Origin of the sequence: Mycobacterium sp. E1747 (assembly GCF_001667775.1) — a bacterium.
Taxonomy (GTDB): domain Bacteria; phylum Actinomycetota; class Actinomycetes; order Mycobacteriales; family Mycobacteriaceae; genus Mycobacterium.
The window spans coordinates 1-21,244 of record NZ_LZJI01000168.1; the positions used below are offsets into that span (position 1 = coordinate 1).

The 21,244-nt window shown below is 66.0% G+C and carries 23 protein-coding genes and 4 pseudogenes; 9 read left to right on the forward strand and 18 right to left on the reverse strand.

Annotated elements, in window-relative coordinates; all coding sequences use genetic code 11:
- The coding region (locus A5695_RS16205) for an enoyl-CoA hydratase/isomerase family protein (protein WP_197515513.1) at window positions 1–548 on the reverse strand (548 nt) is incomplete at its 3' end.
- A 4-nt stretch (window positions 549–552) separates the two neighbouring features.
- Window positions 553–1,764 carry an acetyl-CoA C-acetyltransferase gene (locus tag A5695_RS16210; protein ID WP_068083972.1) on the reverse strand — a complete coding sequence of 404 codons (1,212 nt, stop codon included), beginning with the start codon at window positions 1,762–1,764 and terminating at the stop codon, window positions 553–555.
- A 227-nt stretch (window positions 1,765–1,991) separates the two neighbouring features.
- On the opposite strand from A5695_RS16210, the gene A5695_RS16215 reads away from it, so the two are divergent.
- Window positions 1,992–3,170: a pyridoxal phosphate-dependent aminotransferase gene (locus A5695_RS16215; protein WP_068083974.1), complete on the forward strand. Its 1,179-nt coding sequence runs from the start codon at window positions 1,992–1,994 to the stop codon at window positions 3,168–3,170.
- Between the two features lie 8 nt (window positions 3,171–3,178).
- Here A5695_RS16215 and A5695_RS16220 read toward each other — a convergent pair whose 3' ends face one another.
- From A5695_RS16220 to A5695_RS16235, 4 genes are read right to left on the reverse strand one after another with little or no spacing between them, the layout of a single operon-like run.
- Window positions 3,179–3,628, reverse strand: coding sequence for an SRPBCC family protein (locus A5695_RS16220; RefSeq protein WP_082946139.1), 450 nt, complete (start codon window positions 3,626–3,628; stop codon window positions 3,179–3,181).
- A 55-nt stretch (window positions 3,629–3,683) separates the two neighbouring features.
- Window positions 3,684–4,139: an SRPBCC family protein gene (locus tag A5695_RS16225; RefSeq protein WP_068083980.1), complete on the reverse strand. Its 456-nt coding sequence runs from the start codon at window positions 4,137–4,139 to the stop codon at window positions 3,684–3,686.
- 57 nt (window positions 4,140–4,196) lie between these two features.
- Window positions 4,197–5,354 (reverse strand): CaiB/BaiF CoA-transferase family protein, encoded by a 1,158-nt coding sequence (locus A5695_RS16230; protein WP_068083983.1) that lies wholly within the window; start codon window positions 5,352–5,354, stop codon window positions 4,197–4,199.
- Between the two features lie 5 nt (window positions 5,355–5,359).
- Window positions 5,360–5,803 (reverse strand): SRPBCC family protein, encoded by a 444-nt coding sequence (locus tag A5695_RS16235; protein ID WP_068084031.1) that lies wholly within the window; start codon window positions 5,801–5,803, stop codon window positions 5,360–5,362.
- Here A5695_RS16235 and A5695_RS16240 point away from each other — a divergent pair.
- Window positions 5,802–7,547 (forward strand): alpha-keto acid decarboxylase family protein, encoded by a 1,746-nt coding sequence (locus A5695_RS16240; protein WP_369830198.1) that lies wholly within the window; start codon window positions 5,802–5,804, stop codon window positions 7,545–7,547. The genes A5695_RS16235 and A5695_RS16240 overlap by 2 nt on opposite strands.
- 10 nt (window positions 7,548–7,557) lie before the next feature.
- On the opposite strand, the gene A5695_RS16245 is transcribed toward A5695_RS16240, so the two are convergent.
- From A5695_RS16245 to A5695_RS16265, 5 genes and pseudogenes are all read right to left on the reverse strand, one after another.
- Window positions 7,558–7,743 (reverse strand): bacterioferritin-associated ferredoxin, encoded by a 186-nt coding sequence (locus A5695_RS16245; RefSeq protein WP_068083989.1) that lies wholly within the window; start codon window positions 7,741–7,743, stop codon window positions 7,558–7,560.
- 12 nt (window positions 7,744–7,755) lie between these two features.
- Window positions 7,756–8,382 (reverse strand): fatty-acid--CoA ligase, encoded by a 627-nt coding sequence (locus tag A5695_RS16250; RefSeq protein WP_068083992.1) that lies wholly within the window; start codon window positions 8,380–8,382, stop codon window positions 7,756–7,758.
- Window positions 8,379–8,760: pseudogene (locus A5695_RS27700) on the reverse strand (hypothetical protein); the annotation flags it as partial. The pseudogene A5695_RS27700 and the gene A5695_RS16250, both read right to left, overlap by 4 nt.
- A gap of 15 nt (window positions 8,761–8,775) precedes the next feature.
- Window positions 8,776–9,966 carry an amidohydrolase family protein gene (locus A5695_RS16260; RefSeq protein ID WP_068083998.1) on the reverse strand — a complete coding sequence of 397 codons (1,191 nt, stop codon included), beginning with the start codon at window positions 9,964–9,966 and terminating at the stop codon, window positions 8,776–8,778.
- A gap of 84 nt (window positions 9,967–10,050) precedes the next feature.
- On the reverse strand, window positions 10,051–10,470 hold the full coding sequence (locus tag A5695_RS16265) for a lipoprotein LpqH (RefSeq protein ID WP_068084034.1): 420 nt from the start codon (window positions 10,468–10,470) through the stop codon (window positions 10,051–10,053).
- Between the two features lie 114 nt (window positions 10,471–10,584).
- On the opposite strand from A5695_RS16265, the gene A5695_RS16270 reads away from it, so the two are divergent.
- Together A5695_RS16270 and A5695_RS16275 are read left to right on the forward strand one after the other, a co-directional pair.
- Window positions 10,585–11,331: an enoyl-CoA hydratase/isomerase family protein gene (locus A5695_RS16270; RefSeq protein WP_068084001.1), complete on the forward strand. Its 747-nt coding sequence runs from the start codon at window positions 10,585–10,587 to the stop codon at window positions 11,329–11,331.
- Window positions 11,328–11,756, forward strand: a complete 429-nt coding sequence (locus A5695_RS16275) for a hypothetical protein (RefSeq protein WP_068084004.1) — start codon at window positions 11,328–11,330, stop codon at window positions 11,754–11,756. Before A5695_RS16270 ends, A5695_RS16275 begins: the two co-directional genes overlap by 4 nt.
- On the opposite strand, the gene A5695_RS16280 is transcribed toward A5695_RS16275, so the two are convergent.
- Window positions 11,672–12,382: a TetR/AcrR family transcriptional regulator gene (locus A5695_RS16280; protein WP_068084007.1), complete on the reverse strand. Its 711-nt coding sequence runs from the start codon at window positions 12,380–12,382 to the stop codon at window positions 11,672–11,674. The two genes, A5695_RS16275 and A5695_RS16280, sit on opposite strands and share 85 nt — an antisense overlap.
- Window positions 12,383–12,587: 205 nt before the next feature.
- Between A5695_RS16280 and A5695_RS16285 the strand changes: the two genes are divergently transcribed.
- Window positions 12,588–13,883 (forward strand): cytochrome P450, encoded by a 1,296-nt coding sequence (locus tag A5695_RS16285; protein WP_068084010.1) that lies wholly within the window; start codon window positions 12,588–12,590, stop codon window positions 13,881–13,883.
- A 22-nt stretch (window positions 13,884–13,905) separates the two neighbouring features.
- On the opposite strand, the pseudogene A5695_RS27705 reads toward A5695_RS16285, so the two are convergent.
- From A5695_RS27705 to A5695_RS16290, 3 genes and pseudogenes are all read right to left on the reverse strand, one after another.
- A pseudogene (locus A5695_RS27705) lies at window positions 13,906–14,149 on the reverse strand (cytochrome c oxidase subunit 3 family protein); the annotation flags it as partial.
- Window positions 14,149–14,307: a hypothetical protein gene (locus A5695_RS28625; RefSeq protein WP_156749695.1), complete on the reverse strand. Its 159-nt coding sequence runs from the start codon at window positions 14,305–14,307 to the stop codon at window positions 14,149–14,151. The gene A5695_RS28625 and the pseudogene A5695_RS27705, both read right to left, overlap by 1 nt.
- 33 nt (window positions 14,308–14,340) lie before the next feature.
- Window positions 14,341–14,721, reverse strand: coding sequence for a hypothetical protein (locus A5695_RS16290; protein ID WP_197515514.1), 381 nt, complete (start codon window positions 14,719–14,721; stop codon window positions 14,341–14,343).
- Window positions 14,722–14,937: 216 nt separating this feature from the next.
- On the opposite strand from A5695_RS16290, the gene A5695_RS16295 reads away from it, so the two are divergent.
- The 3 genes from A5695_RS16295 (at window position 14,938) to A5695_RS16305 (ending at window position 16,954) form a co-directional block, all read left to right on the forward strand.
- Window positions 14,938–15,690: a hypothetical protein gene (locus tag A5695_RS16295; protein ID WP_068084017.1), complete on the forward strand. Its 753-nt coding sequence runs from the start codon at window positions 14,938–14,940 to the stop codon at window positions 15,688–15,690.
- The gene (locus A5695_RS16300; protein WP_068084022.1) at window positions 15,687–16,298 is read left to right on the forward strand and encodes a hypothetical protein; all 612 of its coding nucleotides are present in this window, start codon (window positions 15,687–15,689) and stop codon (window positions 16,296–16,298) included. The genes A5695_RS16295 and A5695_RS16300 overlap by 4 nt, the downstream gene beginning before the upstream one ends.
- A 134-nt stretch (window positions 16,299–16,432) precedes the next feature.
- Window positions 16,433–16,954, forward strand: a complete 522-nt coding sequence (locus tag A5695_RS16305) for a hypothetical protein (RefSeq protein WP_068084037.1) — start codon at window positions 16,433–16,435, stop codon at window positions 16,952–16,954.
- A gap of 49 nt (window positions 16,955–17,003) precedes the next feature.
- On the opposite strand, the gene A5695_RS16310 is transcribed toward A5695_RS16305, so the two are convergent.
- From A5695_RS16310 to A5695_RS16320, 3 genes and pseudogenes are all read right to left on the reverse strand, one after another.
- Window positions 17,004–18,740, reverse strand: coding sequence for an MCE family protein (locus A5695_RS16310; protein WP_068084025.1), 1,737 nt, complete (start codon window positions 18,738–18,740; stop codon window positions 17,004–17,006).
- On the reverse strand, window positions 18,741–20,003 hold the full coding sequence (locus A5695_RS16315) for an MCE family protein (RefSeq protein WP_068084028.1): 1,263 nt from the start codon (window positions 20,001–20,003) through the stop codon (window positions 18,741–18,743). It lies immediately after the preceding gene.
- Window positions 20,000–21,055: pseudogene (locus A5695_RS16320) on the reverse strand (MCE family protein); the annotation flags it as partial. The gene A5695_RS16315 and the pseudogene A5695_RS16320, both read right to left, overlap by 4 nt.
- Between A5695_RS16320 and A5695_RS29715 the strand changes: the two are divergent.
- A pseudogene (locus A5695_RS29715) lies at window positions 21,047–21,244 on the forward strand (mammalian cell entry protein); the annotation flags it as partial. The pseudogenes A5695_RS16320 and A5695_RS29715 sit on opposite strands and share 9 nt — an antisense overlap.

Sequence of the window (21,244 nt, forward strand, 5' to 3'; positions counted from 1 at the left end):
TCCTTGGCCTTGTCCGGCCTGAAGCGGGTGCCCTGCGAGAGCACCTCCATGAACGCCTTCTGGATGCCGAACATCCGGACGGTGCGGGTCACCCCGCCCCCGCCCGGCAGCAGGCCGAGCGTAACTTCCGGCAGCCCGACAACCAGGCCCTTGACGTCGGCGGCGATGCGATGGTGACAGGCAAGCGCGATCTCCAGGCCGCCGCCCAGCGCGGCGCCGTTGATGGCGGCCACGACCGGCTTGCCGAGGGTCTCCAGGGCACGCAGGTCGCGCTTGACCGCCTCCACGGTGTCGAACGCTTCACCGGCGTCCTCGGGGCCGAGCTTGATCATGCCCTTCAGGTCGCCGCCGGCGAAGAAGGTCTTCTTCGCGCTGGCGATGACCACGCCCGTGATCGAATCCTTCTCCGCAACAAGGCGTTCGACCGCATTGTGCATCGACTCCGCGTAGTGCTCGTTCATCACGTTGGCCGACCCGGTGGGATCGTCCATCGTCAACGTCACGATGCCGTCGGCGTCCTTGTCCCAGTGAATCGTGTTCTCTGGCATGGTCTTAAACCCTCTCGATAATGGTGGCGACGCCCATGCCGCCGCCGATGCACAGCGTGATCAGGGCGCGACGGGCGTTGCGGCGCTCGAGCTCGTCGACCATGGTGCCGGTGATCATGGCGCCCGTGGCGCCGAGCGGGTGGCCCATCGCGATGGCGCCCCCGTTGACGTTGAGAATCTCGTCGGGAATGTTCAGTTCTTTCTGGAACTTCAGCACCACCGACGCGAACGCCTCGTTCAGCTCGAACAGGTCGATGTCATCGACCGTCAGGCCTGCGCGATCCAGCACCTTGCGCGTCGCCGGGGTCGGGCCGGTCAGCATGATGGTCGCATCAGCGCCGCTGGTGGCGGTGGCGACGATGCGTGCCTTCGGCGTCAGACCCTGCGACTTGCCGGCCGCCTCGGAGCCGATGAGCAGCAGCGCCGCGCCGTCGACGATGCCGGAGCTGTTGCCGCCGGTGTGGACGTGGTTGATCTTCTCGACCCAGTGGTACTTCTGCAGCGCCACGTCGTCGAACCCGCCCATCTCGCCGATGCCCTCGAAGGCCGGCTTCAGCTTGGCCAGCCCCTCCATCGTGGTCTCGGGACGCATGTGCTCGTCGTGGTCGAGGATCATCAAACCGTTCTGGTCGCGCACCGGCACGACGGACTTCGCGAAGTAACCGCCCGACCAGGCCGCGGCCGCGCGCTCCTGGCTTCGCAATGCGTAGGCGTCGACGTCCTCGCGGCTGAAGCCCTCCATGGTGGCGATGAGGTCGGCGCCGATCCCCTGCGGGGCGATGTAGTTGTCGTAGGTGAAGGCGATGTCGGTGAACATCGCGCCGCCGTCCGAGCCCATGGGCACGCGGCTCATCGACTCGACACCGCCGGCCAGCACCAGGTCATCCCAGCCGGAGCGCACCTTCTGCGCGGCGGTGTTGACGGCCTCCAGCCCCGAGGCGCAGAACCGGTTGAGCTGCACGCCGCCGACGGTGTCGGGCAGGCCGGCGGCCAGCACCGCGGTGCGGGCGATGTCGGCGCCCTGGTCCCCGACCGGTGAGACGCAACCGAGGACGACGTCGCTGATCAGGTTCTCGTCGAGGTCAGGAAAACGGCGGCGCAGCTCCTCGATCAGGCCGACGACCAGGCTCAGCGGCCTGACCTCGGTCAGCGAGCCGTTTCGTTGCTTGCCCCGCGGTGTGCGGATGGCCTCGTAAATGAAGGCTTCTTCGGACATGTCGAGTTCCTCTTCGCAAGTGGGTTTCGGATCCGTAATAAAGATAGGTCCAGATACCGCACCCTAACAAAGTGCCCGGCCAACCTGTTGGTTGGGCCGATCGCCGCTGGTCAACCCTGCCGAGCTGAGAAACCCCCGCACGCGAGCGTCACGCCAGGGCGGCTGCCGCAGGCGGGTGTCACACTGGCGTGACGCTCGAGCCTGACGGCACCCTAAGCTCGACCAGCATGACGGTGTCGCGACTGCGTCCATACGCGACCACGGTGTTCGCCGAAATGTCGGCGCTGGCTGCCCGGGTCGGTGCGGTCAACCTGGGCCAGGGCTTCCCCGACGAGGACGGGCCCGCGGCCATGTTGAAGGCCGCTCAAGATGCCATCGCCGAGGGCAACAACCAGTACCCGCCGGGCATCGGCGTGGAATCGCTACGGCACGCCATCGCCGCCCAGCGGCGGCGGCACTTCGGCGTCGAGTACGACCCCGACACCGAGGTGCTGGTGACCGTCGGGGCGACTGAGGCCATCGCGTCCGCGGTACTGGGCCTGATCGAGCCCGGCTCGGAAGTGCTGCTCGTCGAGCCGTTCTACGACTCCTATTCGCCGGTACTGGCGATGGCCGGCGCGCACCGGGTGGCCGTCCCCCTGGTCCCCCACGGCGGCGGCTTCGCCCTGGACGCCGACGCGCTGCGCCGGGCCGTGACGCCGCGCACCCGCGCGCTGATCGTCAACTCGCCGCACAACCCGACCGGCACGGTGCTCAGCGCCGCCGAGCTCACCGCCATCGCGGAGGTCGCGGTCGCCGCCGACCTCTTGGTGATCACCGACGAGGTGTACGAACACCTGGTGTTCGACCACCACCGGCACCTGCCACTGGCCGGCTTCGACGGCATGGCCGAGCGAACGGTCACCATCTCCAGTGCGGCCAAGATGTTCAACTGCACCGGCTGGAAGATCGGATGGGCTTGCGGCCCAGCGCAACTCATCGCCGGGGTGCGGGCGGCAAAACAATACCTGAGCTACGTCGGCGGGGCGCCGTTCCAGCCGGCGGTCGCTCTCGCGCTCGACACCGAGGACGCGTGGGTCGCCGCGCTGCGCGGTTCGTTGCAGGCCCGCCGCGACCGGCTGGCCACCGGGCTGTCCGACATCGGCTTCGAGGTGCACGACAGCGCGGGCACGTACTTCCTGTGCGCCGACCCGCGACCCCTGGGCTACGACGACAGCGCCGCGTTCTGCGCGGCGCTTCCGGAGAAGGCGGGGGTGGCCGCGATTCCGCTATCGCCGTTCTGCGACCCGGCCGCCGCGCACGCATCGGCCCAAGCCAAAGTGTGGAATCACTTGGTGCGCTTTACCTTCTGCAAACGCGAGGACACCCTCGACGAGGCGATCAGGCGGCTGACCGTCCTGCGGTGACGGGCCGGCTACCCGGCTCGGCCGTAGCCGTCGGTCACCCGCTTTCGCAGGCCCTCCAGCGCGGCGTGCAGGATTTTCTTCCGCGCCCGGTTGACCCAGAACTCGGGCAGCGGCGCCCACGGTTCGACCGTGATGGTGAAGCGGACCCGCGTCTTGTCGTCGCTCACGCGGCTCAGGTTGTACTCGCCGTGCTGACCGCGTTGCTGGGCGGTCTTGGCGGCGTCCCACACCATCCAGTCGGGACCCCAGTGGTATTCGAGCAATTCCGTGTCGTGAATGCCCGTGACCGCGATGGTGACCTTCACGTGGTGGGGCCGCCCGTCGGGATATTTGTCGACGACCTCCACCCGCTTGTGCACCGACGACCATGACGGCACGGCGTCCATGTCGGCCAGCGCCTCGAGGATCACCTCCGGAGGCGCGTCGATCACAATTTCCGACGATGCTTGAACGGCCACTGCTAACAAGTTAGCCCGCTGCGGCGGTCCCAAAGGCGAAAATGCGAGCCGCCGACTATTCCGCCTCGGCCGCACCGCTGACGCGCTTTACCAATTCGCACAATCCCTTTACCGCCGAGTCGAGGACGCTTTCGCTGGCCCGACGGACGATGAAGGCGGGCATCGGTCTACCGGGTTCGACGGTCACGTCGAAGCGCACCCGCGTCTTGTCGGCGCCCTCGGGGGTGAGGTTGTACTCGACGTGCTGACCGTGCTGCTGGGATGTCCCTTTGGCGTCGTAGACGACCCAGTCGGGGCCCCAGTGATATTCCAAAATCTCTTTGTCAACGAGCCCCAGAATCTTGATGGTGGTTTTGACGTGGTGGGGACGACCGTCGGGATAACGGTCGATCACTTCGATGTTCTTGTGCAGCGGCGACCACGACGACAGGACGCCCACATCTGTCAGCGCCTCCATGACCACTTCGGGCGGCGCGTCGACGACAAACTCGCGTGATGCTTTTACGGCCACTGAGCTCAACCTAACAACGTCGGCCCGCCTGCGGACCGATTCGGCGTAAAATGCACGCTACCAGTCGATTTCGGCCAGGGGCGTGGTGGCCGCCGGCGGCCGCCCCACCGGTGCCGCCGGGGTGCGCGAGAAGCGGGGGCCGGGCGCGGCCTGATCGACGCCGTCGGCGGTGATCACCGTGGACCGTGCCCTCAGGTGGTCGTCGGTCGCGGCTTCACTCCACGTCAGTACCGGGGTGACGCACGCATCGGTGCCGGCGAAGGTGGCCGTCCACTCGTCACGGGTCCGGCTGGCGAAGCGTTTCGCGAAGGCGTCGTACATCCGCGGGTAGGACCCGACGTCGAGCTGGCCGGGAACCTCGTCGGCGGACAGGCCGAGCCCGGTCAGCAACGCCGCGAAGAACTGCGGCTCGATGGCGCCGACGGCCAGGTATTTGCCGTCTGCGGTCTCGTAGCAGCGATAGAAGGGGGCGCCCCCGTCGAGCAGAAACGACTCGCGCCGGTCTCGCAGCGCCCCAGTCGACTTCATCGTCCACATCATCTGGGCGAGCAGGCTGACACCGTCCACCATCGCCGCGTCGATGACCTGCCCCTGCCCCGAACGTTCGCGTTCGTAGAGCGCAACGGCGATGCCGAGCAGCACCAGCATCGAGCCGCCGCCGAAGTCGGCGACCAGGTTCAGCGGCGGCATCGGGGGCCGGTCGGCGTAGCCCAGCGCGGAGAGCGCGCCGGTCTGCGACAGGTAGTTGATGTCGTGGCCCGCTGTCCGGGCCAGCGGCCCATCCTGCCCCCAGCCGGTGATCCGCGCGAAGATCAGCCGCGGATTCACCGCCGCGCACTCGTCGGGACCGATACCGAGTCGCTCACAGGTTCCCGGGCGGAAACAGTCAAGCAGGACGTCGGCTCTGGCGGCCAGTTCGAGCAGAGCCGCGGGCTGCGCCTTGACGTCGAGGTCGACGATCCGTTTGCCCCGATGCAGCAGATCGCGGTCCTCGGGCGGCATCGTGAGGCCGCCCCCCTGGTGGCGACCTGGGGGCACCTCCCGCTTGCGGGGGACTTCGCCCGGCTTCGCCGCGCTTGCGATCGCCACGCCGGGCCGCCGCACCCGCACCACGTCGGCGCCGAGGTCGGCCAGCATCATGCCCGCGTGCGGACCCGGACCGATCCCGCCGAGCTCGATCACCTTCACCCCGGCCAGAGGCCCGGCGCCGCCCACCGCGATTACTTGCCCTTCTTCACTTTCAGCACCCGCTCGCGCAGAGCCTTGGTCGCGGAATCGATCGTCCCCTTCACGGCCCGTTTCAGGACGAAGCCGGGCAGCGGCACATTCGGGTCCGCCAGAAGCTCGAACTTGACCAGGGTCGCGTCCCCCTGCGGTATCAGGGTGTACTTGCCGTCCTGCGCCTTCTGCTGAGAGGAGCTCACCAGCTTCCAGCTCACCGCGTCGGTCGCCCAGGTGTAAGCCACCACCTGTTCGTCGGTGATCCCGGCGACCTTCACCTTCATCTTCACTTGGCCGGGCCGCCCGTCGTCCCCGGTCGACAGGATCTCCGCACTTTGATGGGGTTCGGACCACTCGGGCATCGCCTCGAAATCGGCGATGACATCCAAGATCTCCTCCGGACTGGCTTCGATGACGATGTCGCGGGATTCTTTGAGTGCCATGGCCCGCACGATACTGAAACGGTGTGCCCGCCGGAATGAATTCGACCGAGGTACCGTCGTCCTTGTGCCTGACAACCAGCCCGTCTACACCGTCGGTGACTACCTGTTGGACCGCCTCGCCGAATTCGGCGTCACCGAGATCTTCGGCGTTCCCGGTGACTACAACCTGGAGTTCCTCGACCACATCGTCGCCCACCCGACCATCCGCTGGGTGGGCAACGCCAACGAGCTGAACGCCGGCTACGCCGCCGACGGGTACGGCCGACTTCGCGGAATGTCAGCGGTCGTAACGACTTTCGGCGTGGGCGAACTGTCGGCGGCCAACGCGATCGCGGGCAGCTATGCCGAGCAGGTGCCTGTCGTGCACATAGTCGGCGGCCCGTCCAAAGACGCGCAGGGCACTCGGCGCGCGCTGCACCACTCGCTCGGCGACGGCGACTTCGAACACTTCTTCCGCGTCAGTCGCGAGATCACTTGTGCCCAGGCCAACCTGATGCCCGCCACCGCCCGCCGCGAGATCGACCGGGTGCTGTCCGAGGTGCGCGAGCAGAAGCGGCCCGGATACATCCTGCTGTCCACCGACGTGGCCCGCTTCCCCACCGAACCGCCCGGGGACCCACTGCCCCGCTACACCGGCGGCACCAGCCCGCGCGCGCTGTCGATGTTCGTCGAGGCCGCCTCCGAACTCATCGGCGACCACCAGCTGACGGTGCTGGCCGACTTGCTGGTGCACCGGTTGCAGGTGGTCAAAGAACTCGAGGCGTTGCTGGCGGCCGACGTGGTGCCCTACGCGACGCTGATGTGGGGTAAGAGCCTGCTCGACGAAAGCTCACCCCACTACTTGGGGATCTACGCCGGGTCGGCCAGCGCCCCGGCGGTGCGCACCGCGATCGAAGAGGCGCCGGTGTTGGTGACGGCGGGCGTGGTCTTCACCGACATGGTCAGCGGCTTCTTCAGCCAGCGGATCGCCCCGGCGCGCACCGTTGACGTCGGGCAGTACCAAAGCACCGTGGCCGGCGAAATCTTCGCCCCGCTGGAGATGGGCGCCGCGCTGGAAGCGCTGGCCACCATCCTGACCCGGCGGGCGATCACGTCTCCACCCGTGGCGGCGCCGCCCGCCGAGTCCCTGCCGGCGCCTCCGCCGCGCGATCAACCGCTGACGCAAGAGATGCTGTGGGACCGACTCTGCGTGGCCCTCACCCCGGGCAACGTGGTCCTCGCCGACCAGGGCACCTCGTTCTACGGCATGGCCGACCACCGCCTGCCCCAGGGTGTGACGTTCATCGGCCAACCGCTATGGGGCTCAATCGGATACACGTTACCCGCGGCGCTGGGGGCCGGGGTGGCACATCCGGACCGGCGGACGGTCTTGCTGATCGGTGACGGCGCCGCGCAGTTGACCGTCCAGGAGCTCGGCAACTTCTCCCGGGAAGGGCTGTCCCCGGTCATCGTGGTGGTCAACAACGATGGCTACACCGTCGAACGGGCGATCCACGGGGAAACGGCGCCCTACAACGACATCGTGAACTGGAAGTGGACCGAAATCCCCGACGCCCTGGGGGTTGCCGATCACCTGGCGTTCCGGGTGCAGACCTATGGTGAGCTCGACGACGCCCTGACCGCCGCAGCACAGCACCGGGACAGCATGGTGCTCGTCGAGGTGGTGCTGCCGCGACTCGACATCCCGCCCCTGCTGGTCGAACTCGTCCAGCCGATGTCGCCGGACGGCAGCGTTCGCCGCTAGGTGCGCCGCATCAAGAATCGGTCCGGGCGCCGTTCTGGCGCGACGATCGCAGTATCGCCTGGACGGTCCGCCGACACCGGCCGCAGTCGGCGCCGGCCCCACAGGCCCGGGCGACATCCTTCGTCGTGCACGCCCCGGCTTCCACCGCCTCGGTCACCATTTGGCTGGTGACACCGTTGCACAGGCAGACGAACATCCGGCGGGCCGCTCAGTCCGCCTCGATGCGCATCATGTTGGAGAATCGACCGACGAAAACCGGCGGGTAGGGCCCGACCCCGGCGCCGCTTATCCACTCGGCCGCCACGTCGGGGTGCTCGATCCACCGCCGCGCGCTCTCTTCGTCGGGCAGCTCCGACATGATGAGCGCCTCGTGCTCATCGTCGAAGGCCTGAAAGATCCAGGTCTTGCGGACGCCGGCCGCGACGAATCTGTCCATCGCCGAACCTACTTCGGCGGTCAGCGTCGCGACATCATGCACGGCGGCGATGGCGGCGACCACGACGCCGGGCGCCTCCGGAGTCGCCGGCGGCTCCGGGATGAACCTGTCCACGATCTCGCCGGCGAAGACGGCGGGAATGTCGTCGACACCGGCCGCATCGAACCATTCGAAGATGACCCGCGAGCGCAGCAGCTCCACGATCGGCTCGCGGCTGTGGACGCCGATCATCACCAACACGCGGCCGTAGTCATGTGTCGACGTGTAGAGCAGGACGTGGTGGGCGCCGATATCGGCCAGGGCGGCCTTCCTGCGCTCGAGCAGCGGCCATACCCGGCTGGGATCGGGGACACGATAGTCCGACGCGATCACCATCGAATGAATGTCGCCGTCACTCAACGGAATTGATCCTTCATCACTTTCCCGGTCGCATTGAGCGGCAGCTCGTCGAGAAACGCGATGGATCTCGGCGCTTTGAAACCAGCCATCCGCTCCCGGCACCATACCAACAGGTCATGCTCAGACACCTTAGTTTTCACCACCACAAAGGCCTTACCGACCTGGCCCAGCCGATCATCGGGAACCCGTCACTCCTGCCCGCAACGTCGACAGTGTGGACTTGTCGTGGACCGCCAGCAGCGAGTGGTAGAGGGTCGGCGGACCGGGCAACATCGTGATGCGTTCACGCTCGATGAGGTCCACAACCGTATCGACGTCGAAAACCGGGACCGGCAGCATCGTCGCGCCGCGCAGGCAGGACGCGATCACTCCCAGGCGTCAGGTGGCTCGGCGTTAAACCGTGACGAGCCGACCGAGGTTGCCGCCCATGATCTTTGCCTGGTCGTCGACGGACAGGTGCGACAGCGCGTTGACGTAGAAGGTCGGCTCCGCCAGCCCTTCGGGGTGCGGCCAGTCCGAGCCGTACAAGACCTGATCCACACCGACGAGGTTGACCAGATCGTCGATGCCGTCCTCGAAGAACGGGCTCACATGGATGCGGCTTTTGACCATCTCGACGGGGTCGCTCGGGAACGCCTCGGGGGCCTTGCGGAACACCTCGGCCAGGCCGTCGAGCAGCGGGGTCATCCACTTCGAACCGGCCTCGACGATCGCGACCTTCAGCTTGGGGTGGCGGTAAAGCGCGCCGTGTATCACCCATGAGCCCACCGCGTCCTGGATCGGCCGCCACTCGTTGAGGATGCCCATCGCGTTGGTTTGGAACGGCAGCATTTCCTGTTCGGCGCCGTCCCACTCGGAGGTGTACCGGGAGTAGCCGCTGTCGCTGGAGTGCATGCCGACCAGCACGTCGTGCTCGACGACCCGCTCCCAGAACGGGTCGAACTCGGGTAGCGCGAACGACCGGGGGCCGCGGAAGCCGGGGACTGGAGCCGGGCGTACGAGAATGCAGCGGGCACCGCGCTTGACCGCCCATTCCAGCTCCTCGATCGCCTTCTCGACGATGGGCAGGGTGATGACAGGGGTGGTGAAGATGCGGTTCTGGTAGTTGAAACCCCAGACGTCATCGAGCCACTCATTCAGCGCGTGGACCAGGACGTGGATGGCGACCGGGTCGTCACGCAACCGCTCCTCGAGCAGACTGGCCAGCGTCGGAAACATCAGGGTGCGGTCCAGACCCAACTCGTTCATCTTTTCCAGCCGCGGACCGGGCTCGAAGAAAGCCGGGATCGCGCGCATCGGCTCACCGAACAGCTCGCGCTTGCTCTTGCCGTCGGGGTTGCCGTATTTGAAGTACTCCTCCCAGGCGCCCGGCCGGGCGACGACCTCGAAGGTCGGGTTGGGAATGTAGTTGCTGATGTGGCCGCGGATCGCGATCTTGGTGCGCCCGTTGATCTGCACGTACTGGACGTAATCCCGGTACGCCTTGGGCAGGTACTTGGTCAGCGCCTCCGGCGGCTCGTAGAGGTGATTGTCCGCGTCGAAGATCGGAAACGGGACGTCTTCACGATGCGACAACTGGCCCATGGAATCCTCCTTCTTGATTTACGAGAATATTATTCTCGACGGGCGTCGAATCGCAATGTCGCCGCCGATTGCGGTTCTAAGCGGTCAGCACGTCACGACGATTTTGAAGGTCGCGGCGGCCGGCTCCCCGGGTTTTTCGGTCTTGTAGCCGTTGGCGGTGCCCGTGAGGGTGAACCTGTCGCCGGTCACGCTCAGGTCGGCGTTGCCGCCGTCGCCGCGGGAGTACATCCCGCTGAACCCGCCGAGGTTTTGGATGCGCACGGACTCGGCAGTCGCGGGTTGCGCGTTTTCGTCGATGACGACATTGGCTCCGGCGAAATTGCCGCCGATATCGATCGTCCGGGTCCACTGCAACTGACCGCACTTGACGATGTGGAAGGTCCGACCGTGACCGTCGACCGTCACCGACGCCGTGCTGGAGATCTGGGACGGTGGTCGCGACGCGCATCCGGCGAGTACTGCAACGGCCAACGCCGCCGCGACCGCGGCCGCGCTTCGATCCAGCACCGAGTACCCCTGTCTTCGTTGACGATAGCCCTTCGGCCTGCGACGACGATGTTATTCTCGCACCGAGAGAATGCCCATATCGTGCATTCTCATCTGAGGAGCGAATAACGCATGGTGGACCTGGAGATCGACGACGGGTTGGCGGTGCTGACCATCGATCGCCCGCAGGCGCGCAATGCCATCGCGCTGGACACCATGCAGCAGCTGGAGAAGGCGCTCGACGCGGCGGCGGGTGCGAAAGCCTTGGTGATCAAGGGCGCGGGTGATCGGGCCTTCGTATCCGGCGGCGACCTCAAGGAGCTACGCGCGCTGCGGACGGAAGAGGACGCCGCGGCGATGGCCAAGCGGATGCGCGCGATATGCGACCAATTGGCCAGCTTCCCGGCGCCGGTGATCGCCGCGCTGAACGGCCACGCCTTCGGCGGCGGCGCCGAGGTCGCGGTCGCCGCCGACATCAGGTTGGCCGCCGACGACATCAAGATCGCCTTCAATCAGGTCGAGCTGGAGATCATGCCGGCCTGGGGCGGCGCCGAGCGGCTGGCCGCGCTCGTCGGAAAGAGCAGGGCGCTGCTGCTGGCCGGTACCGGAACTGCCCTCACGGCGGCCGAGGCAGAACGAGTCGGCCTGGTCGACCGGGTGTTGCCCCGCGCGGAGTTCGATGCAGGATGGCAATCGGTCGCGAGGTCGCTGGCCCGGCACTCGGCGACCGAGATAAAGCGGGTGATCAGCGGGGTTTCGGCCGACGAGGCGATAGCGTCCTTTGCGCGGCTGTGGGTTGCCGATGCACACTGGCGGGCCGCGGAGCGAGTCATGAACCGCTCCCCGAGTGCGGGACGGGCAGCCGGAGGACCGAGATGACGGTCAGACGGGTGGGCGTGGGAGCCGCGACCCTGTCTGCGCTGCTGGTCGGTGTGGCCGGTTCGGTCGTCAGCGCCGGCCACGCCGTGGCCGACCCGGCGATGCATCACGTGACGTACACGGTCAGCGCGCAGAATCCGATCTACACCGACATCTACTACCTGGACCATCAGCCGGAGAAATTCGCCGACTACAGCCACAACCCCTACTCGTTCACACCACACGTCGATGTCGATCTCGGCCCGGGCAAAGCGTGGAGCTTCGACCTGGACATGTCGAACCCCGATGACTACGCGATGGTCGTGGCGAGCACGGGAACCGAACCCGGCACGCCGGGCCTTCACTGTGATCTGGCGGTGGACGGAGCCGTCGTCGTATCCAAGGACGGCCCCAAAGGCGTGCTCTGCTCGCTGCGCAACTGGTGAACCACCCAGGTTCGCGGAATCCCTTCGATGGGTTGCGGCTCGCCTTCTAGGCGACGCAGGGATTTCTCAACCAACTCCACGGTCTCGGCGTGACCGCCGGACATCCCGATCGCCTGCTCGAGTACCAGCATCCGCGACAAGCTGGTCATCAGCACCGTCCAGACCACCGCCGGCACGTCCTCGTTCTCCGCGCCGTAGCGCTGCAACGCGGCGGCCACCGCTGTGCGCTGCTCTTCCCGAAAACGCTCTGCGTAGTACGCGATTTCGGCCCGCATGTCCTTGCGATGGTTGGCCAACGCCACGAATTCCATCGAAATCCGGGTGAACGCCGGGTCGGTGCCGAACCGCCAGAGCGCCCACAAGGGCTGCGGCGACTGCAGCAGCTGGGCCTGGGCCTGCAGCCCTTCGTCGGCGCGGCGGCGGAAGACCTCCAGGAACAGCTCCTCCATGGTGCGGAAGTAGTAGTGCACCAATTGCGGTTTGAGCCCCGCCTTGTTCGCGAGACGGCGCGATGTCACGGCGGCATAGCCCTCTTCGAGCATCAGCTGCTCGGCCGCGTCGAGCAACAGGCCGCGATTCTTCGCGTCCGGTGCCCCGATCCGGCGGGCCGCAGAAGCAGATGTCATGCCGTCACTCCATGCTCTCGAGACTGCGGTGTCGACCTAGTCAGATCGTAGCCAGGTCCTCGCACTGCCTCGGCGTTGCGACCTTGACCTTGACATTACCGTCATGCTAAGCAGATGCTCAGCACAGTTTCGGTTTCTAAACCGCGCGGCGCCGCAGCCTGCCGCCGAACACAGCCGGTAATCCAAGCCCAGGAGACGAAATCCGATGAGCGACTACGACTCGATCGACTTCTTCACCGACCCGTCTCTGGTACCCGATCCGCACCCCTACTTCGACTACCTGCGCAGTCAGAACCCGGTGCTGCGGCTGCCGCACTATGGCGTCATCGCGGTCACGGGCTACGACGAAGCCTGCGAGATCTACAAGGATCCCGTCACGTTCTCCAACATCGTCGCGCTGGGCGGCCCGTTCCCGCCGCTGCCGTTCACGCCCGAAGGCGATGACATCAGCGCCCAGATCGATGCGCACCGCGGCTCCTTCCCGATGAACGAACACATGGTCACCATGGATCCGCCGGACCACACCAAGGCCCGCTCCGTGCTGGCCAAGCTGCTGACCCCGAGCAGGCTGAAACGCAACGAGGAGTTCATGTGGCGCCTCGCCGACCGTCAGCTCGACGAATTCCTGCAAAACGGCGAGTGCGAGTTCATCGCCGAGTACTCAAAGCCCTTCGCCACCTTGGTCATCGCCGACCTACTCGGCGTCCCGGAATCCGACCACAAGGAATTCCGCAAGGTGCTGGGCGCGGACCGCCCCCAGGGTCAAGTGGGTGCCCTGGACCACGACTGGGTGGGCATCAACCCGCTGGAGTGGCTCGACGACAAGTTCTGCAGCTACATCGAGGACCGGCGGCGCGAGCCACGCAACGATGTGCTGACGTCGCTCGCATCGGCGAAGTATCCGGACGGGTCGACGCCCCCGGTGATCGAGGTGGTCCGCTCGGCGACGTTGCTCTTCGCCGCCGGCCAGGAGACCACCGCCAAGCTGCTCAGCGCCGCCCTGCAGGTCTTGGGCGACCGGCCGGGCATCCAGCAGGAGCTGCGCGAGGACCGCAGCCTGATCCCTGGGTTCATCGAGGAATCGCTGCGGATGGACACCCCCGTCAAGAGCGACTCACGGCTGGCCCGCAAGGCCACCACCATCGGCGGCGTCGACATCCCCGCCGGCACCGTGGTGATGGTCCTGCCGGGCGCCGCGAACCGCGACCCGCGTCGGTTCGAGAACCCGCACGAATTCGACTTGCACCGCAAGAACGTTCGCGAGCACATCGCGTTCGCTCGCGGCGTCCACTCCTGCCCGGGCGGTCCGCTCGCCCGCGTCGAGGGACGCGTCTCGATCGAGCGGATCCTGGACCGGGTACCGCACATCGAGATCGACGAAGCCCATCACGGGCCCGCCGCCGAGCGTCGCTACACTTACGAGCCGACATACATCCTGCGCGGCCTGAGCGAACTCCACCTCACGTTCACCACCGCGGACGCGGTCGCGGTCGCGGGCTGAATCAAAGGTTCAACGAAGTAGCAGCTGAGCGGACATACCGCGCCACCGACCAGGAGCTGAACAGCAAGATCAGGGGCGTTGAACAGCCCGACCCGCAGGTCGAGTCGCGACTGCGCATGCAAGTACAGGTCGGGGTTGCGGGCGCGGTAGAACAGGTAGAAGCCGAAATAGCCTGTGAAGAACAGTGTTTCGAACAGAACGAACGTCCACATGTCCGGCTGTCCCGGCACGGATCTGTCCCGGTGCTTCTCAGCCGCGTCGGTCATCACGCGGCCACCTTTTCCCGATTGAGTTCCGGGAGCGGTCCGGCGCCGAAGTTCTCGCGCTGGATCATCCGGAACAGCATGACAATGAAAGTGACGTGGTAGCAACCGAATACGACCATGTCCAGCCGCCACGCGATTTGACCGTTCCAGGCCGGCACGCCGCGCCGGCCGGCTGACCGGAAATGCTGCTTCTACGTGTCGGCGCGGACCCAGGTAGCGACGCCGTCATGGGCGATACAAACCAGAAAGAGGCCGTCTGGAGCCTGCGCGACGTAGTTCTCGTAATTCTGGCACGCGGCGCCCTCGTCCTTGACCCCCGCCATAGGTGGTGACCGGAACCATCGCGGCTGGTATCTCCTCGGCGAGCCGCAGAACATCAAGCGCCCAGGCTCCGAGGCGAACGAGACGTAACCGTCGGCAACACCGAAGGCGTAGTAGGTGGTGTTGTCGCACGGGGCGCCCAAGACCTGATGCGGCATGATGCCCGGGGTGCAGGCGGGGTAGTCGCATACGGTGGGCCCGGCCGAGGATGGCGCCGCCAGCAGACCGGCGCCTAGCAACGCGGCCGCCATCGCCACGATGAATCGCACCCAATTACTTTGCCACACCTGAAAAGAAAATTCTCCTGGTTGGAGAGGGTCACGCCAGGCGGACAGCCGCCGGTGCCGGGCTTTCTCGGCCCACTCCGCTTTACGCTATGGGGGGTAGGCATTTTCGCACGTGAAAGCCACGATTTCGGGTCCCTGACGGCCCGTTCGGGCCGGGCCGTGGTGATAAGCTCATTCTCCGTGCACGATCCGGCTGGAGTTGATCCCGACGATGGGGTCCCCGCCGGCGCCACAGCGCCCGTCCCGCAAGTGGACGATGACGAAGTTGCCAAAGCCGAAGCGCGCGCCGCGGCGGCCCAGGCACGCCTGAAAAGGCTGCGCGAAGCGGCCGAAGCCGGGCACCCTGATGAGGGCGCGGTACAACACGAGGATGCCGACCACACCGCAAAGTGGCCCCGACGACGGCTACGGATGCCGCGGCGGCCCAGGCGACCGCGCTGGCTCCGACGCCCAGGACCAAAGGCAATCGTCGCCGGCGTCGGCGCCGTGCTCGCTTGCGCTTCCCTTGCAGCGAGCATCTACATCGTGTGGCAGCACCGCAACGTCGTGCACAACCAACAGCTCGCGGCGGAGTTCGCTGTGGCAGCGCGGCAACGGGTTACGGCGCTCATGTCGATCGACGCCAACCATGCCAGGGACGACTATCAGCGCATCATCGACGACTGCACTGGGGACTTCAAGAGCCAGATGGCATCGATGTCAGCCCTGATGGTTAAGCAGACCGAGGAATCGAAGGTCAGCAGTAAAGCCACCGTCGAAGCCGTCGCGGTCGAGTCGTTGGGCGACGATTCAGCGGTGGTGCTCGTCGCGGCAAGATCCGATGTCACCAATGCTGACAACACCCATCGGCCGCCCGTCGTGTGGCGCATCAGCGTTGGCCTAACGCGAGATGGCGGTCGGATCAAAATCTCGAAAGCCGAATTCCTGCAATGAATGTCGACCATGGCACGTCACTGGACGGCATTGAGACCACACCAACCGACGAGACGAAGTCGCCGCCGGGTTCTCCCGCGTCGGCTCGCGACAGCACCACGATCAAGCGTTCGATCAGTCGGTGTTTGGTGCGGTGGCGTTCGACAGTCGGAACGGTGCTGGTGGTCGGCGCGATGATCGTCGCTGCCAGTTTGTACTTTCATCTGTACCGACCGGATCAGCAGGTCGGCGACGTGGCTGCGCACCGGGCGGTCCAGGCGGCATCAGACGGAACCGTGGCCGTCCTGTCGTATGCACCCGACAACCTGGACCGCGATTTCGGCAAGGCGAAGTCGTACCTCACCGGCGATTTTCTGGCCTACTACACCAAGTTCACCGAGCAGATCGCGGTAGTGGCGCAGCAGAAGCACGTCACGGAGACGGCCCAGGTGGTTCGGGCCGCAGTCTCGGAGTTACACCCGGATTCAGCCGTCGTGCTTGTGTTCATAAACCAGACCGCCACCAGTAAGGAAAAGCCAGAACCGCAGACGACCGCCAGCAGCGCGCGGGTGACGTTGAGGAAGGTCAAGGGTTCCTGGCTGATCTCGCAATTGGACCCGCTGTTGTGACGGCATGCCATTGTTGGTTCATCGGCATTCTGCGGGAGTCGAAACGGTGTTAACCTCATTTCACGAATAGCCGCACGCAATGTCGAAAACGGTATAACCGTGTCGGTTAATTGAAGCCGGTCGAGGAGCGCCTGATGCGTTCAGTTCGAACATGGACCACCTCAATGCTGGTCGCTGCCATAGCATTCGGCGGTTTGGGCACGGCAGCCGTCGCGCGAGCCACGACCAAGGAGGAAGTAGCCGTCAACGGGACGTTCCGCGTCACGTCCATCGGCGATTACGCCCAGCGAAATGATCAGTACTTCGGCGAGCCCACGGTCGTTCAGACATGGACGATCAACTCGTCCTGCATCACGTTTCAGGAATGCCACGGCACAGTGACCAGCGACCAGGGTTGGAGCGCACCCGTGTACATGAATGACGGGGAAATGTGGAAGATCAAACGCGAAGTAGCGGACTGGGAGCGGTGCGAGGACGGCACCTCGTTCACCGGACAGCAGACCTTCTATTTCTATCCGGTGAACCAATACGGGGGATATCAACTGGGGTCGTCGACCTACGCCGGAAAGGACAAGACGGTCGGCCCGTCTGGTGCCTGCGGCCAAAGCCAGTGGCTTGATATCACGATGCCGATGCGCCTGGACAAGTTGAGCTGACCGGCCGTTGCATTCGTAGCCTTGACCGCCCCACTCCAGCGCGGCGGCCTCAGGTGGGAAACATGTCCTGCCACGTCTTGGGCGCTTTCGGGGCAACGAGATTCGACTGCTGGTACAGCTTCCCGTCGGGGCCGATATAGCGACCTGTGCGCGGGTCGTACCGGGCGATGGTGACGGCCGGCACCTGCTTCCCCGACCCACCCCCGAATGAGCTTGGCGCGGCCTGCGGCCCTCCGCCGCCGGTCGCGTCGGGCGGTGCGGCCTGGGGAGCCGCCGGCGCGGCTGGTGGCGGCGGAAGTTCGCCGGCGGCAGGGACATCGAGTGGCGCGATGGGCGGAAGGTCGGCAGACATTCTCGACATGGGCGCCAGCGGAGGTGGCCCCGACGAAGGGACGGGCGGTACCGCCGCCCCGGCCGTACCCGGTGGTGGATTTTCTCCCCGCGGGCCCGCCGGTGTGCCACGCGGCACCGCCCCCGGCGGCAGCGGCGTTCCCTCCAAGGGCGCGAATATCCTGTCGTTGGAAGTGGTCCGGTCGTCGGGCGGGACACCCTGGGCGAGCAGGTTGGGGTCCAACGGGTAGGGGCCGAGGACATGCTGGCGCATAGCCAGCGGCATGAACGGCTTGTCGCTGTTGCAGATTTCAACGGTGGGCGCCCGCTTGCCCGGGTGACCCATGCACGGATAGTTGCGGGCACCGCGAACCGCAAGCGGCGAATCTTGCGGGAGTTTGCAATACAGCCCGTCCGGGGTGTCGATGTCGGTGAGGTCGTCCGGCGATCGCCAGGTGTTCGGCGGCATGAACCCGACCGTGCAAATCGGCGGATCGTCGATCGTGAGTGCGAAGTCGCCCTTGGCCAAACCGTCGGGATCGTTTCCGGGCGAAGCGGCCTGCTCGATCGCGACCGCCGAGGGCAGCAACACGAGCAACTGCTCCAGCGAGGGGTGGTAGGTGACGCCGATCTGCCCGATGGTGGTCAGGTTGGCCAACAACACCGGCAGCGTCGGTTTGATCTGTTCGAGAAGCCGGGACGCTTCGTTGGCAGCCTCAGGGCCTTGTTGCAAGATGGTACGAAAATGGGGATCGTTGTCCACCAGCACATTCGAGATGCCGGCGAGGCTACGCGCCCACGTCCTGATCGAATCGGTGGTCTGCGCCTGGGTATCCAGTAGCGGCCCGGTGTCTTCGGTCAGGGCCCGGGTGCGATCGACGACTCCGTTGGCGTCACGGGACAACGTCTGCGAAGAATCGAAAAGCGACCCCAGGTCGTAGCCCGTACCGTTGAAACCCTGGAAGGACTCGTCGAGCAACTGACCCAATTTGGTCTTGGGGATGCTCTGAACGAGGGCGTTAACCTGATCGAGCATCGGCCCGACCGGCTGCGGAATCGTGGTATCGCGCACCGCGATCACCGAGCCGTCGTGTAGGTACGGCGGCGAATCGGTCTTGGGCCGCAAGTCGACGTATTGCTCACCCACCGCGGACACGCTGAGCACCGCCGCCGTCAGGTCCGCCGGGACCTTCGGTGAAGTGCTAAGTGACAGCGTCGCTTTCGCGCCCGTGGGCGTCAGGCCCACGGCAATGACCTTGCCGAGCTGAACCCCGCGGTACGTCACGTTCGAGAACCGGTACAGGCCGCCGGCCGCCGGCAGCTCGAGCGTCACCGTCATCCGACCGATGCCCAGCAGCGTCGGCGCTTGGATGTAGAAGAGGACCATCGCGATCACGCCTACGGTCCCTGCGATCGCGAAGACCGCCAACTGGATTCGAACGAAGCGCGTCAGCATCTATCCACCCGCTCCCGTCCCGGGCGCCTCCGCGGGCGGCGCCGGTTGACCAGCTTCGGGCGCCGGTGCTGCACCAGGCGGCGGACCGGGCAGCGGAACCGAGCCAGGCGGCGGACCCGGCAACGGAGGAAGGCTGGCCGGGTCGACCCACGGCGGCCGCAGAGGCGTGTGCAGCGGGTCGCGGGTGTAGTTCAAGTAATACGGCTCACCAGGTGCGGGCGGCTCCGGCTGGTTCAGCTGTCCCCAGTGGGTGCCCAACATCAGTCCCCGCTTGAGCCGTGGGATCGACATGTCCAAATCGACGTGCAAGTTGAAGTAGTCGCCTCGGACCGCTCGGTCGACGAAGTTCTGGGTGAACGGGAAGACGAATCCGGCGGCGATGGCCGTGCCTAACTCCGGTCCGACGTCGGCCAGCGCCCGGATCGTCGGCTCCAGATTCTTGAGATTCTTGACCAGGTCGGCCTCGGAATCGTTGACCAACCGGGTGGCGGTGTTGCTGAAGACCCGGAGTTTGTCCAGGGCGGCGGTGAGCCGCGGCCGCTCCTTGACCAATACATCGAGCGCCGGTGGAATCTTCTGCAACGCCTGGCTGAGAACATCGCGTTGGTCGGCGAACGTCTCGGCGAGCCGGTTCAGCGCGTGGATCGAGTCGATGATGTTGTCCCGCTGGTCGTCCAGCGTTCCCACGAACGTGTCGAGGCGAGTGAGCAGATCACGCACGGCGCCCTCGCGACCGGACAGCGCGGCCGAGAAATTGTGGATGATTTCCCCGATCTGTCCGAGCCCGCCGCCGTTGACGACCGCCGCCAACGACGACAACGTCTGCTCGGTCGACGGGTAGGCCGATGACCTGCTCAACGGGATGGTGGCGCCCGGCTGCAACCGTCCACTTCCCTGTTGGCCGGGCGGAGTATTGAGCTCCACATGCATCGACCCCAGCAAGCTGGTCTGGCCGACGGTGGCAACCACGTTGGCCGGCACGACGACATCGCGCTTGACCGAGATCTCGACGTCGGCGTGCCAGCCTTGCACCCTCATCGTGCCGACACTGCCGACCACGACGTCGTCGACCATCACCGGTGAATTCGACTCCATCGTCCCGACATTGGGAAGTTCGACGTGGTAGATGTTGGCCCCGGGCCCGCGTCCGACCGCGCCTGGCAGCGGTAGTGAATTCAGGCCGTGGAACGCGCACCCCGTGGCCGTCACCACCACGCAACACCCGACGGCGAGAACCCGCCGCGCTGCCGCTCGGGCGATCATCGTTGTGGTCCGTCGACCGGCAGCAGCATGTCTGACGTGCTCTGCGCTGGGGGCGGTGGTGGCATCGGCGTGGACGGCGGGGGCGGCAGGGGCATCGCTGCGCCCGGTATGCGCTCGGGTGGCACCGCTCCAGGGGGACCAACCGGGTCACCGGGCAAGCCCGTATACGCCGACACCGCTGGCGGGATCTCGGGTGGTCCAGGCTTCGGGCCCTCGCCGCCGGGCGCCAGGCGCGGTTCGCTGTAGAGGATCTTGGAAGGGTCCACCGACTTCTGGAGGAAGATGTTGATCGGAATCGGCAGGTTGTTGAAGTTGAGCAACCGCAACCCGGGGCCGATGAACAGGCTGCACAACTTGCCCGATTCGACCGCGGTGACGTTTCCGATCGCGCCGATCTGCGTGCAGCCGGGGAAGGCCAACAGAAGCTGGCCGCCGAACGTGGGATTCGCGAAGTTCATGATCCCGAACCCGCCCACAATGGTCCCGGTGTCGGCGTTGTAGTCGTTGAAGAAGTTGCCGAGCGCGTTCGGCGAGGCGTGCAAAATATTCTCCAGAGCCATGTGCTTGTCGACCAAAACCTGAGTGACATCGGCCAGCCGGGCGATCTGCTCGCTGGTCTGGTTTCGTGTCCCGGCGATGAAGCGCTGCACTTCGCCCACCGCCGTGGACAGATCCGTCAGTGCCGCGTCCAAGTCGGACTTGCTGTCATTGACCACGCTGGTGAGCGTCGCCAACCGGCCGTTGAACTGGACGATCTGGACGTTGCTGTCGCGCAGCGCGCCAACGAAGGTCTGCAAGTTCTTGATGATGTCGACGATGTTGCCGCTGCCGTTGGCGAGGATCCGGCCCACCCCCGAGAGCTGGCCCAGTGTCTGGCGCAGCTTGTCGCCGTTACCGTCGAGCGCATTGGCGGCGCTGTCGATGAACCGGCCCACCGACGTTCCCGATACCCCGCTCTTTGGCCCTAAATCCGTTGCCAGCCGCATCAATTGGGTCTTGACCTCGTCCCACTCGACCGGCACCACGGTCCGATCGACCGGGACGTGCCCATTCCGGCGGACGCCAAAGCGATTATCGTCGCCTCGAATCTGGTTTCCGCTCGCTACGTGCAACTCTCGCCGGCGTATCGAGACAGTGGGCCGCTCATGCGCGATGGGGCGGTTATACCGGTCGATCGGACCGTGGTGCCGGTCGAGTGGGACGAGGTCAAGACCCAATTGATGCGGCTGGCAACGGATTTG